The following is a 12,560-nucleotide window of genomic DNA, read 5'->3' as shown; positions in this document are numbered from 1 at the left end:
ATGGACCTGGTGTTCTACGGCTTTGCCGTACTGCTGTTCGCCGCCTGCATCCTGATGGTGGAAGGCGCCTGGCTGTGGTGGGCGGGTACGCATGGCAGCGCGGCACGGCGCATCAACCGGCGCTTGCGGCTGATGGCCGCGCGCGGCGAGGCGGGCGAGGAGCGGGTCTCCATCCTCAAGCAGCGCCGCTATGCGCGTGCGCCCGGCCTGGAGCGTTTGCTGCGGCGCGCGCCGCAGGCGGCGCAGCTCGACCACCTGCTGCTGCAATCGGGCTTGTCCTGGTCGGTGGCGCAATTCATCGGCGTCACCGGCGCCCTGTTGCTGGCGGCCTTGCTGCTGCTGGCGGTCTGGTCCATGCCCTTGCCTGGCGCCTTGCTGCTGCTGTCTGGCGCCGTCAGCGGACCGTGTCTGTTCGTGCTGCGCGCGCGCGCGGCACGGCTGAAAAAGATCGAGGCGCAATTGCCGGAAGCGGCCGATTTCCTGGCCCGCGCGCTGCGCGCCGGCCACTCGTTTTCGAATGTGCTGCAGATGGTGGGCGATGAATTGAGCGAGCCGATCAGCGGCGAATTCAAGATGGCGCACGAAGAAATCAATTACGGCGTGCCGATGAACGAGGCGCTGCAAAACCTGGCGGTGCGCATTCCGCTGACGGACTTGCGCTACCTCGTCATCGCCGTGCTGGTGCAGCGCGAATCGGGGGGGAACCTGGCTGAAGTGCTGATCAGCATTGCGCGCATCATCCGCGCCCGATTAAAACTGCTGGGGCAGGTGCGCGTGCTGTCCGCCGAGGGGCGTATGTCGGCCTGGGTGCTGGGACTGATGCCGGTGGTGATGATAGGCGTCATGGCCGTGGTCAACCCGCAATACATCCGCCTGCTGTGGACCGATCCCGCCGGCATCAAATTGCTGTGGTACGCGGCCGGCATGGTGGCGCTGGGCGTGGTCTGGATGCGCAATGTGATACGTATCAGGATATAACAACAGGGGGGTGGCATGAACGGTTCGCAACTGCTGTTTCTCGTGATTGTCTTTGTCGTGGTTGTGGCGCTGGCCCTGCTGGCGTGGCTGATCTTCTTTCCCGGCACCTTGCGCCAGCGCCTGTTTGGCGCCATGGTGCCGGCGGCCAGCGACGCGGTGGCCGACCATGGCTGGGTGGAGCGGGTGGCACGCGTGGCGCAGCCATTCAGCAAGCTGTCGCTGCCGGAAGAGGGCTGGGAGCGTTCGCCGTTGCGCACGCGCTTCATGAACGCGGGGTGGCGGCAAGCGAGCGCGCCAGCCCTGTACTTTGCGGCGAAAACCGTGCTGGCCCTGCTGTTTCCCACCGTGCTGGGCCTGTATGCGGCCAGCGCCATGGCGGCACAGTTGCGCAGCGTGCTGCTGTTGCTGCTATGCGTCAGCGCCACCATCGGCTATTACCTGCCGAATCTGGTGCTGGCCGACACGGCCAGGCGGCGTAAGCGCGACATCTTCGAAAACATCCCCGATGCGCTCGACTTGCTGACCGTGTGCGTGGAAGCGGGCCTGAGCCTGGAGCGCGCGCTGGTGAAGGTGTCGGGCGAAATCCACATCAAAAGCGTGGTGCTGGCGCAGGAATTGCAATTGGTGCTGATGGAAATGCGCGCCGGCTTTTCCAAGGAAAAGGCGCTGCGCAACCTGGCCCTGCGCAGCGGCGTGGACGATGTCGATACCCTCGTCGCCATGCTGATCCAATCGGAGCGCTTCGGCACCAGCATGGGCGATTCACTGCGCGTGCATTCGGAAAACCTGCGCAGCAAGCGCAGCCTGCTGGCTGAGGAGGCAGCAGCGAAGATCGCCCTGAAACTGCTGTTCCCGCTGATTTTTTGCGTCTTTCCCACCCTGATGCTGGTGCTCATGGGGCCGGCCGTGATCGAAGTCTATCGCGTGCTCGTGCCGGCCATGGCCAGCCGCTGAAAGGAGTTTCCATGCGCTTGATGCTCTCCCGCCTGGCAGCCGCCTGTGCATGCCTGGGCCTGGCCGCCTGTACCTCGCAACTGGCCCAGATACCGGTACCGCCCTGGCCTGACGCCGATGCCGCCTATGTGGCGGGGCGCCAGCATTTCGAGCGGGGCGACCTGCCCGCCGCGCAAGCGGCCTATGAAGAAGTCCTGCGCCATGCGCCGCGCCACGTGAATGCGCGCAACGGCCTGGCCGTGCTGCACGCGCAGCGTGGCGAATATGACGCGGCCATCGCCCAGTGGCAGGCGCTGATACAGGAAATGGGCATGGCGCGGCCGCAGCAGGCCTATCTGTTCAGTAATCTCGGCCATGCCTATTCTCTGAGCGGGCGCGATACGCAAGCCTTGACTGCGCTGGAACAGGCGTGTCTGCTCGATCCGCTCAATGCGCTGGCCTGGCGGCATCTGGCGCAGGTGCTCGAACGGCTGGGACAGCATGAGCGCGCCGCCCTCATGCGGCGCCAGGCGGCCAGTTTGCAGGAACACGACCTGCGGCGCGACATGGCCTTGTTGCGCGGCGCGGCGCCGCCGCAGCTGGTGCCCGCGACCGCGCCGGTGCACGATGTGCCCGCCATGGCGCGCGTGGAGATCACGCAGAGCGATGGCATGGCCCAACTGCGGCGCGTGCGCGGCCTGCCCGCTAGCTCCCTGCTACCGCTGGTGCCGCTGCGGCCCATGCCGTCGGCCGGCGCGCCGCAGCCGCGCCTGGAAATTGTGAATGGCAACGGGGTGCCGGGCATGGCCGCCGCGCTGGCACGCAGCTTGACCGGCGGCCCCGTGCAGGTGGTGCGCCTGGCCAATGCAACCAGCTTTCAGGTGGCGCGCACGCGCATCGAATACCGGCCCGCGCAGGAGCAGGCGGCGCGCCAGCTGGCCCGCCAGCTGGGCGCCAAGGTGCAGACCCAGGCCGCCGATTGCCCTGCCAGCGAGCTGCGCCTGGTACTGGGGCGCGACCTGAGTGACCCCGCCATGTTGTACCGCTATTATCTGCAGCAATTGCAGCTGGCGCGCCAGGCACTGGCACGGCTCGGTTAAAACGCCTTTGCTGGCGTGTTTTGAGCATGCCGATTGCTATGTCGGCTGGCGCCGGCCAGCGACAGCGTGCAAGCGCTGGTGGTGATGCGGAAATTGTTCAACTCGTTGACGGCCAAGCCGTAGGCGCCGCAATGATAAGCAGGTGGCCAGCCGAATTGCTTGCGCAACCGCAAACGATGCGCGCCACTTCCCCGGCTTACGTCAATTTCCAGTTGGTAATCGTCGTGCGCTGCCAGTCGATGCCGCTTTTCTTGACAGGTTTTACCGTCAAGGTGCGCTGCCATACATCCGTGTATTCCATCAGCTCCTCGTCGTCGCCGATCTCGACGTGGCGGTGAATCAGGGCAATGCCAAAGCGGTCGCGTGCGCAATCGCGCTGCAGTACGTCGCGCAATGTCCGAAAGCGGGCCGGGGCTACGGCCTGCAGCGGGGCGATGGCGGAAATATCGGTAGGGGCTTGCCATTGCATGGCATGGATGTTCAGGCTGTGCATGAAAGGCGCCCGTGCCCCGTGACGAAAAGGCCCTGGCGGCCGGAGCGGCGCTTGCGCCATATCAAAGCTGCGGTACATCGCATCTCGTCCGATAATTGCCCGGTAAAATAGGCCATGGCAAACAAAACCCCCACCTTCCCCGGCGCACGCACGGGCCGCGGCCAGGTCCTGGCCGTGCTGCTGTCGAACCGCGACCAGTCCGGCACCGAACCCCTGCAAGGCCGCGTCTCCCTGGCCGCCATCGTCAAAGCGCTCAAACGCAAATACCACTGGCCGATTGAAACCCACAGCTTTCCCGCCAACACGCAGGATGGCCGCGCCAGCTGGGCGACCGTCTACAGCTTGCCAGAAAAGGTCATTGAGGCCGCGCTGGAGGCCGGCGGCCGGGAGTGGCTGGAGAGCCGGGGAGCGGCCGGGCGGCGGTGAATGCACCGCAGGGCGCTATTCGAGCCGGAAGCCGACCTTCAGCGTGACTTGGAAGTGCGCCACCTTGCCATCGACGATATGCCCGCGTGACTCTGTCACTTCATACCAGTCCATATGCTTGACCGTGAGCGCCGCCTTGGCGATGGCATCGCGTATCGCCTGATCGCTGCTCTCGGTCGATGTGCCGACCAGTTCGATCAGCTTGTAAGTGTGTGCGGACATGATGTTCCCCCAGGTAGGCAAGCCAGACATCGGAGTTAATTCTTCGCTAGCAAGTGCCCATAGTGCGCCTAAACGCGCTGGACGTCATTGCGCGGTGCAGCAAGGCGTCACGGGAGTGGTTTGCAGAAGGGAAAAAAGAAAAAAGGGCTACAAGCCGAAGCCTGTAACCCTTTGATTTCCTACTGAATTCTGGTGCCGACTGCCGGTTTCGAACTGGCCACCTGATGATTACAAATTCCTCTGCAGCGGTAACACTAGCTAACATTGCGCAACGGAATCAGGCACTTACCCTAGTTGAGCTAACAGTGCTGCCTTTATCATCTAACAGTAGCGTTGACACTTTGTTGACGCACATCCTTGTCGAAATGTCATTGACTCTTCAGGCGTTGTTCGCGCGCCTTCCAGGCAACCGGATCACAATCTTGGCAGATGCCATGTGCTGAGTGTCCATGCTGTGCTTGAAACATCTTCTCAAGTAACTCTAGAATCTGCTGCGAGGAAACATTTGCTGCTTCCGTGGCAAACACCGTCCCGTAGTCGCGCATGAAAATCATAAAGCTTGGGAAATCTGGGAGGAACACTTCATAGCATGTGGTCCCAGAAGGGCATACGCTGGCGTAAAAGGAATTGTCCGTGGAAGACTCGTAAATCTCCAGCTGGCCGCCATCTTGATGCCCGAACTGGTGGCGCGCTTGTCTATACCCAATCCTCTCTACATAGCTTTCCGAATCCTCGTTGTCTTCCCATTCAGGCAGAGGGCTACCATCTTCCCAAGAGCCGCGATTAAACGTGAACATATTGCCTATCCCATTGAGTGTTGGAGGCTTACATGCTACCAGTTCCTGCATTGGTAAACGGCTAAGTTTTAGATTTTGATCCTGCGGCACGCAGCGCTTTTGATGCCATTTGTATTACATCTACTTCGTTCCAAGGGACCGCGTGAAAGGGCATTTGGCCGTCTGGTTGTAGCCCAGCGTGCTCGAACTCATGATTTCTATGAGATGACACAGAAATCCACCACTGGACGCCGCCATACACGATTCCCCAGCACCTGTGTCCATTGATGCTGGACTTACCAGCTCTAGTGACCATATCGACTATGCGATGGGTTTTGTGATGAACCACCGCATGTCCAAATATTGGATAGTCCGATGGCTGACCGGCGTTGACCTCAAGCAACATCTTGCGAATTCGTTCTTCATGAGGGCCAAGGGCAACTTCGCTAAAAGTTGGCAATGAACAAACAGATGCCCGAAAGAGAACACTCAAATGGAACAGTTTGAAGGGCGCGTACGGCATCAAAGCTTGGGTAGATAACGCCAGTGGCGGTCAGCAGCTCGCGGAGGTCAAGATTGCAAGTACCGCGACCGGCAACCAATTGCAAGTAGACGCCCCGGTCCGGCCGCTCCCGACTTACCAGCCCGTCCAAGTGGCCGACACTACGCCGCGATGGGCGCAGGCTCTCATGCAGGGTGCGCCTCTCTATCGTAGCCAGTATTCCTGCTATTCCAACGAGGCCTGCTATGCGTTGCCATTGCCGCCAGAGCAGCCGCATTATCGGTACACTACCCAGGATGGCAAAATCATCGTGGCGACGACCGATGTGAATCAGCTCGGCTACTGGTGGACCTTCCTCAACGGTAACGGGACTCAAACGCGTACGGTCTGGGACCCAGAAACCGGCACGGAGCAAACATACACCCAGATTTTTGAGTACCAGAGTGCACAGGCCAACGTGAACAGCTCCGGTCAATCTCAAATCACTGTGTACGTCCGCGATGCTCGTACGGGTGGCGATCCCTACGGTCTTCCTAGTTACGACAGGGTCAACACCTACAACAATGCAGGGTCGAATTACGGTGATATCGGTCCTAAGAACTACCCTTCGCTCGATCAGGCTGTGGCGGCGCTGCAGCAGCAGATAGGTACTGCAAAGATTAGCCCCGAGTCGCTCGCCCGGTTGGTGGATCAAATCTGGCAGCGTGCGGCGCAGGACCCGAATTACCAAGGCCTTCCGTACAGCATCGCTGACCCAGTCACGCAGGCCGAGATACAGCCCTGGGCGGAACTGAATCCCATGGCTGTCCCTACGGTTGCCGATATGCTTGCACCGGCAAGTAATCCTGGTACTAACGAGGTGCCGGTGTCGCCTACGGCTTACCCTGGCATGAATCCTGCGCCCGGTACCGGTACTGACCCGGTGCCGACGCCTGGTACTGGTTCAAACGTCAATGTCGTCAATACCCCGAACGTTAAGCGTGATACACCTGGTATTCCGTGGCCTCGATGCGGAGTTCGATCGTGCAATACCTGGTCTCGGCTGGGAGCAGCTGGAGGCGTTCGCTCAGGTCGTCAATATGGCGTTGGTTGTCGGATTTCTTTTCGGTCTGTTAGTCGCGTTCGTCGTGCCTGACCTGGTGCGTTCTCTGGTTCGCCAGTTAAGGGGGCGCGATGCCGCTTAACGTCTATACGGGCCTCATGCGCTCGGGGAAAAGTTACGAGGTGGTGTCTGAGGTGATCGTTCCCGCGATCCGCCAGGGCCGCAATGTGGTCACCAACGTGGATGGCATTTCAGAGGAAAAGATTCACGAGTATTTGAAGAAAAAGTATCTGGAGGATGAGCACGACAAGTACGGGAAAATCGTTCACGTGACCAATGGCCAGGTGTTCGATGACAAATTTTTCCCGTACTACGATGACGAGAAAAACGCGCATACGGATACCACTGTTCAACCTGGTGACCTGGTGGCGATCGATGAGGCCTGGCGGTTCTGGGGTAAGGGGATGAAGATCAAAAAATCTCATCAGTCGTTCGTCCTGGAACACGGTCACTTTACGCACCCAGATACTAAGGTGGCATGCGATATTGTGTTGATGATTCAGGATATGGGCACTCTGCATCCGTTCCTGCGTAACGTCATCGCGTTTTCGTTCCGCACGAATAAAAAGGTCGCGCTCGGTCTGTCTAAGGTGTATAGCCTCAACATGTGGGAGGGCAAGGCGCTAACCAAGGCCAACCATATCGGCCAGTGGACGCGCAAGTACAACCCGGAAATCTTCCCGTTGTACTCTAGCTTCAAGGGCGGCGCCGAGGGCGTCATGGTCAATGCTGACAAGCGTCAAAACGTCTTCCGTAACTGGAAGGTGCCTGCCCCTGGGAATTGCATACAACAATCCAGTTGCGAGACTGAGCGTAGTACGAGCCGCATATGCGCCACTTATCCGAGAAATTGGGCTTCTGGACGGCGGCAACACCGGACCCACCCTGAACACCAGGAGAGCCGCCGGAAGCTACTGCAGCGCCTTCCTTGCCCTTGGCTACGGCCTTCGCATCGACCGGGTTGAAAAACCGATAGACCTTGGGAACAGCGACAGCAATGATGAGGAAGCAGAACAAAAACGGTATCCACACGCGTCGAGTCCCCGTCGATGTTCCATAACGAAGGCATCGCGCAGATTGGCGAAATGGACGGCGACAAGGTCACCACCTGGAGCGGTAGCCATGCTCCGAGGGATCGCCGCGCGGCCGCGCCTGCTCAACAACCGGCGCCTGGCGCGCTTGGAGAAATTCGCAAATGAAAAAATTCTTGATGATGTTTTTTCTGGTCGTGTCGGTTGGTGCCGGAGCTGTCGAAAAGCCATCCAAGATCGCACCGGATGGTCCCCGCTTTAATTTCACCAGTATTAACGTCGCCCAGGTCGTGCAGTTGATCTATGGTGAGGCTTTGAAGGATGCGTACGTGATCGCTCCCGAAGTGCTCACGGATGAGCGTTCGGTTTCGTTTCGCTACGATCCCGCTGCCGGCGAACTGCGGCCCTTCATCATGGCGTTTCTGGACTCGCTCGGCCTTGCTGTCGTGAGACGCAATGGTGTCGATTTCGTCGGAAAGAAGTCACCCCCGGAAGAAAAAGCCGCCGAGGTGCGTGATGTGTTTGTGTATCGTCCGCGCTTTCGTGATGGCTCGTACCTTGTTGATCTCTTGTCGCCATTGTTTAAGGGCGAGTTCACTGCTCGCCGTGCTGTCCATGCTCCAGCCGGCGACAAGTCGCTGCAGATCGCCTCGCCAGCAGGATCTGCGGCCGCGACCATCGACCGCCAGAGCGACACGCTTGTTTTTTCTGGTGCTTCTGCCGAGGTTACGATGCTGAAAAAACTGCTTGCCCAAGTCGATACTGCTGTGGGCGATGTCATCGTGCGTGGAGTGCTGTACGAGGTACAGAACACGAGCAGCGACGGCTCTGCATTTAGCCTGGCACTAAATCTACTGGGCGGCAAGCTTGGCCTGTCGCTGGGTTCTACTGTGGCCGCGAACAGTAACTACATCAGTCTCAAGAACACGACGATTGATGCAGTGCTTACATCGCTGTCTTCGGATAGCCGGTTTACGGTGAAATCCGCGCCTACGCTTCGGGTGCAGTCGGGACAGAGCGGTCGATTCACTGTTGGGGAAGATGTACCCGTTCTCGGCGCCGTGTCCTATCCATCTGCGGGCGCTGCTGTTCAATCTGTGGAGTATCGGTCCAGCGGGCTTATTTTTGAGTTGCTCCCCATCGTGCATGAAGACGCTGTCGATCTACAGGTTCTTCAGCAAAAGTCGAGTTTTGTCAGCACTAATACCGGGGTAAATAATTCGCCCACACTCATTAAGCGAGAGCTGAAAACATCTCTTTCGGTCGGGAATGGAGAGCTGGTGGTGATTGGCGGATTGACTGAGGACAAGGACTCAACTGTCCTTACGGGCCTTGGCTGGTTTCCGGGACTCAATCTGGGAAAGGCGAGGGACAAGAACAATACTGAGGTGATTCTAATACTTCAGCTTACTAAGGTCTGACTAAGGTAACTAACGCGAGCGTATCAATTACGAATGGAGGTAATGATGAAAACGCTTGAAGATTTAATATTTAGAAAAGAATTTCGGGATGCCTGCTAGTTGGCCGTCCGCGACGCCTTAGCTGATGCGAATGCTGCCGGACTGCCAAAGGCGTATAGGGAACTCGACCGCTCCGCCCAGGCCAAATATCGACCTCGTGCCGAACTCGGTCCGCATCGGTCGAGCATTGATGTTTATAGGGAATTGGATGACTTTAAAAAAGACTGAAGGTGGTTGGCTTGTCGATATTCAGCCTGGTGGGCGTGGGCAGAAGAGAATTCGGAAAACGCTGCCGACCAAGGCAGAAGCACTGCAGTTTGAGGCGTGGGCTAAGACAGAAGTCGTGCAGACAGGCGGCTGGGTTAAACCTAAAAAAAATGTAACGCGGCTCTCTGAACTAATCGAGCTTTGGCAATCACACCATGGCATCCAGCTTCGACATACTCGCACCTATGGAACGCTTTTGCGAATTTGTGACGCACTAGGAAACCCTATCGCTGAGCAACTGAGATCGGAACACTTTGCCGAGTACCGTTCAGCCAGGTTGGCAGCTGGTGCATCCCGAAATACGATCAACCGGGAACATGCCTACTTGCGTGCGGTCTTCAATGAGCTGATCCGGCTGGGTTTCTGGACAGCTGACAATCCGCTTGCTCGATTGCGTCAGTTCAAGATCGCAGAACGCGAGCTGTCTTATCTGACCTCAGACGAAATCCGCACCCTATTGTTAGCGTTAGCAACGCGGACTGATCGTGATGCGCTTTTGATTACGAAGTTGTGTCTTGCGTCAGCCGCACGCTGGAACGAAGCGGAGTCTTTACGTATCTCTCAGCTTCACAGCGGCATGATCCACTTCACTCAAACGAAAACCGACAAAAATCGCTCTGTTCCAATAGACGACACGCTTGCGGAAGAGATCAGGATGTTTCATAAGCAGAATAATCGGGACACTACCGGTCGCATCTTCAAGAGTGCAGTTGGTGCATTCCGAATGGCGGTGAAAGAATCTGGTATCGAGTTGTTGTCGGGTCAGCTCACGCACGTTCTGCGCCATACTTTCGCGAGCCATTTCATGATGAATGGCGGGAACATTCTGACGCTGCAAAAAGTTCTGGGCCATTCCAGTCTGCAAACCACAATGATTTACGCCCATCTTAGCCCTGAACATCTCCAGGAAGCCAAGATGTTGAACCCGTTGACGCGGTTGACAGTTGGTTGACACTCGACCAAAAGAAAAGGGCTTACATTTCTGTAAGCCCTTGATATTCTTGGTGCCGACTGCCGGTTTCGAACTGGCCACCTGATGATTACAAATCAACTGCTCTACCAAATGAGCTAAGTCGGCAAAAACTGTGCGTTGCGAATTATACGCTATTTAATGCGCGTCAGGGTCGGGCGGCCACCTTTTTTTGGTGGCTCGTCGTCGCCGGGCGTGGCGTTGTCGCGTTGTTCGGAGGAACTGGTCGGCACGGACGCCAAGGTCGGGGCGCTGGAGACCGGCGCGATCGCTGGCGGCGGCACGTCGCTGGATGCGGGGCTGTCCGTCGGTTGCGCATCGGGATCATCGTTGCCCAGCACGGGCTCGAAGGCCATGCCCTGGCCGTTTTCGTTGGCGTAGATGGCCATCACGTTGTCGACTGGCACATAGATTTCGCGCGAGACACCACCAAAGCGGGCGTGGAAGCGGACGGCGTCGTTGTCCATCTTCAGGCCACTGGTGGCGCCGAAGCTGATGTTGAGCACGATTTCGCCCTTTTTCACGTATTCCATCGGTACCGTGGTGCGCGAATCGACTTTGACCGCGAGATAAGGCGTGTAGCCGCTGTCGGTGCACCATTCGTAGATGGCGCGCAGCATATAAGGTTTGGTTGAGATTTCAGACATGATAGGCACTGTGAGGCGGGAGCGCCCCCCGTCAAGCATGAGGCGGGCGCACCGGTAGTTCAATGAAACGATGGGACAACTAATTCAATAAAAGAACAAAGAATGACAGTTGGCCCAAGATGCCCCGGCAAGCGTGGCTTGCCGGGAATATCTTAACGGCGCATGACCTTTTCGGAAGGCGTCAGCGCTTCGATGTACGCAGGACGCGAGAAGATGCGTTCGGCGTATTTCATCAGCGGTGCAGCCGTCTTCGACAGTTCGATGCCGTAGTGGTCCAGGCGCCACAGCAGCGGCGCGACAGCCACGTCGAGCATCGAGAATTCGTCACCCAGCATGTACTTGTTTTTCAGGAACAGCGGCGCCAGGGTCGTCAGGCGGTCGCGGATTTCCGCGCGTGCCTTGTCGTGGGCCTTGTCGTTGCTTTTGGCGCGTTCGCTTTCCAGCACGTGCACGTGCACGAACAGTTCTTTTTCGAAATTGAACAGCATCAGGCGCGCGCGGGCACGCATCAGCGGATCGGCCGGCATCAGTTGCGGATGCGGGAAGCGCTCATCGATGTACTCGTTGATGATGTTCGATTCATACAGGATCAGTTCGCGCTCGACCAGGATAGGCACCTGGCCATACGGGTTCATGGTCGAAATATCTTCCGGTTTGTTGAACAGGTCGACGTCGCGCACTTCGAAGTCCATGCCTTTTTCAAACAGGACCAGGCGGCAGCGTTGCGAAAATGGGCAGGTTGTACCCGAATAGAGAACCATCATTTTTTATAGTTCCTTAGAAACAAAGGGGGTGAAGCCGCGAACGGCTCACCCCAGGTCGCTTGTCCACTCATGCGGACAACGCAGAAACAGGCATAAACCGGCCTATGGCCGGCGCCTCACTTATTTGACTTCCTTCCAGAACGACGCGTTAAGGCGCCATGCCAGCAGAGCAAATACCGACAGGAACAGCAGCACCCAGACGCCCAGGCGCTTGCGTGTTTGCTGTGCCGGTTCGGCCATCCACTCCATGTAACCGACCAGGTCGGCTACCGCATTGTCATACTCGATCTTGTTCAACGTGCCTGGCTTGACCTGCTCGAAGCCGGCAAATTTGTGGATCTTCTTGCCAGCTTCGTGCGGATCATTTTCTTCCACGAACTTGGCAGTCTGGACACCTTGCAATTCCCATAATACATGCGGCATGGCAACATTCGGCAAGACCATGTTGTTCCAGCCGGTCGGCCGAGTGTCGTCTTTATAGAACGTACGCAGGTAAGTATACAGGTAGTCGCCGCCTGTGCCAGCGGAAGATGATTTCGCGCGCGAAATTACCGACAAATCCGGCGGTACGACGCCAAAGAAGGCCTTGGCGTCCTGTGGTGCCAGGCTTGTTGTCATCAGGTCGCCTACTTTATCACCTGAGAACAACAGATTCTGCTTGATCTGGTCTTCCGTCAAGCCCAGGTCGCGCAGGCGGTTGTAACGCATCGACACGGCAGCGTGGCAATTCAGGCAATAATTGACGAACAATTTGGCGCCATGTTGCAGCGCTGCCATGTTCGTCTGGCGGTCAGGTGCCTTGTCCAGCGGAAAGCCGCCTTCGCTGGCGAGAGCCATGGCGGGCACGAAGGCCAGGATGGCGAGCAGTTTTTTTGCAATCTTCATATGA

General features: G+C 58.0%; 14 protein-coding genes and 1 tRNA gene. 8 read left to right on the top strand and 7 right to left on the bottom strand.

Annotation, left to right across the window (positions count from 1 at the left end):
* Genes ACQ4WZ_RS21655 through ACQ4WZ_RS21645 form a run of 3 tightly spaced genes read left to right on the top strand, consistent with a single transcriptional unit; the run spans position 1 to position 3,011 of the window.
* Complete coding sequence (locus tag ACQ4WZ_RS21655; protein ID WP_436574503.1) at positions 1–978, top strand: type II secretion system F family protein; 978 nt, start codon at positions 1–3, stop codon at positions 976–978.
* 15 nt (positions 979–993) lie between these two features.
* Positions 994–1,932, top strand: a complete 939-nt coding sequence (locus ACQ4WZ_RS21650; protein WP_101483492.1) for a type II secretion system F family protein — start codon at positions 994–996, stop codon at positions 1,930–1,932.
* Positions 1,933–1,943: 11 nt separating this feature from the next.
* Positions 1,944–3,011: a LytR C-terminal domain-containing protein gene (locus ACQ4WZ_RS21645; protein ID WP_436574502.1), complete on the top strand. Its 1,068-nt coding sequence runs from the start codon at positions 1,944–1,946 to the stop codon at positions 3,009–3,011.
* A 196-nt stretch (positions 3,012–3,207) separates the two neighbouring features.
* Here the strand turns inward: ACQ4WZ_RS21645 and ACQ4WZ_RS21640 are convergent, their stop codons facing one another.
* Complete coding sequence (locus ACQ4WZ_RS21640) at positions 3,208–3,504, bottom strand: hypothetical protein (protein ID WP_436574501.1); 297 nt, start codon at positions 3,502–3,504, stop codon at positions 3,208–3,210.
* A gap of 114 nt (positions 3,505–3,618) precedes the next feature.
* Here ACQ4WZ_RS21640 and ACQ4WZ_RS21635 point away from each other — a divergent pair, with 114 nt between their 5' ends.
* The gene (locus tag ACQ4WZ_RS21635) at positions 3,619–3,930 is read left to right on the top strand and encodes a hypothetical protein (protein WP_101483495.1); all 312 of its coding nucleotides are present in this window, start codon (positions 3,619–3,621) and stop codon (positions 3,928–3,930) included.
* A 15-nt stretch (positions 3,931–3,945) separates the two neighbouring features.
* Here ACQ4WZ_RS21635 and ACQ4WZ_RS21630 read toward each other — a convergent pair whose 3' ends face one another.
* Both ACQ4WZ_RS21630 and ACQ4WZ_RS21625 read right to left on the bottom strand, forming a co-directional pair.
* Positions 3,946–4,152, bottom strand: coding sequence for a dodecin (locus ACQ4WZ_RS21630; protein ID WP_034753599.1), 207 nt, complete (start codon positions 4,150–4,152; stop codon positions 3,946–3,948).
* 368 nt (positions 4,153–4,520) lie between these two features.
* Entirely contained in the window at positions 4,521–4,949 is a 429-nt protein-coding gene (locus tag ACQ4WZ_RS21625; protein WP_436574500.1) for a hypothetical protein, read from the bottom strand.
* Positions 4,950–5,431: 482 nt separating this feature from the next.
* Between ACQ4WZ_RS21625 and ACQ4WZ_RS21620 the strand changes: the two genes are divergently transcribed.
* The 4 genes from ACQ4WZ_RS21620 (at position 5,432) to ACQ4WZ_RS21605 (ending at position 10,242) form a co-directional block, all read left to right on the top strand.
* The gene (locus tag ACQ4WZ_RS21620; protein WP_436574499.1) at positions 5,432–6,565 is read left to right on the top strand and encodes a hypothetical protein; all 1,134 of its coding nucleotides are present in this window, start codon (positions 5,432–5,434) and stop codon (positions 6,563–6,565) included.
* A gap of 38 nt (positions 6,566–6,603) precedes the next feature.
* Positions 6,604–7,497, top strand: a complete 894-nt coding sequence (locus tag ACQ4WZ_RS21615) for a zonular occludens toxin domain-containing protein (RefSeq protein WP_436574498.1) — start codon at positions 6,604–6,606, stop codon at positions 7,495–7,497.
* A 230-nt stretch (positions 7,498–7,727) separates the two neighbouring features.
* Positions 7,728–8,984 carry a type II secretion system protein GspD gene (locus tag ACQ4WZ_RS21610; RefSeq protein ID WP_436574497.1) on the top strand — a complete coding sequence of 419 codons (1,257 nt, stop codon included), beginning with the start codon at positions 7,728–7,730 and terminating at the stop codon, positions 8,982–8,984.
* A gap of 247 nt (positions 8,985–9,231) precedes the next feature.
* Positions 9,232–10,242 (top strand): phage integrase, encoded by a 1,011-nt coding sequence (locus ACQ4WZ_RS21605; RefSeq protein WP_436574496.1) that lies wholly within the window; start codon positions 9,232–9,234, stop codon positions 10,240–10,242.
* Positions 10,243–10,292: 50 nt separating this feature from the next.
* Here ACQ4WZ_RS21605 and ACQ4WZ_RS21600 read toward each other — a convergent pair.
* The 4 genes from ACQ4WZ_RS21600 to ACQ4WZ_RS21585 all read right to left on the bottom strand — a co-directional run bounded on the left by ACQ4WZ_RS21600 (position 10,293) and on the right by ACQ4WZ_RS21585 (position 12,556).
* A tRNA-Thr gene (locus ACQ4WZ_RS21600) sits at positions 10,293–10,368 on the bottom strand.
* 26 nt (positions 10,369–10,394) lie between these two features.
* The gene (locus tag ACQ4WZ_RS21595; protein WP_436574495.1) at positions 10,395–10,907 is read right to left on the bottom strand and encodes a ClpXP protease specificity-enhancing factor; all 513 of its coding nucleotides are present in this window, start codon (positions 10,905–10,907) and stop codon (positions 10,395–10,397) included.
* 152 nt (positions 10,908–11,059) lie between these two features.
* Positions 11,060–11,671, bottom strand: a complete 612-nt coding sequence (locus ACQ4WZ_RS21590) for a glutathione S-transferase N-terminal domain-containing protein (RefSeq protein ID WP_010394154.1) — start codon at positions 11,669–11,671, stop codon at positions 11,060–11,062.
* Positions 11,672–11,791: 120 nt separating this feature from the next.
* On the bottom strand, positions 11,792–12,556 hold the full coding sequence (locus ACQ4WZ_RS21585) for a cytochrome c1 (protein WP_101483497.1): 765 nt from the start codon (positions 12,554–12,556) through the stop codon (positions 11,792–11,794).
* Between the last annotated feature and the right edge of the window lie 4 nt (positions 12,557–12,560).

This window comes from Janthinobacterium darwini (genome assembly GCF_051380905.1).
GTDB lineage: Bacteria > Pseudomonadota > Gammaproteobacteria > Burkholderiales > Burkholderiaceae_D > Janthinobacterium.
This window is presented reverse-complemented; position numbering and strand designations above follow the sequence as displayed.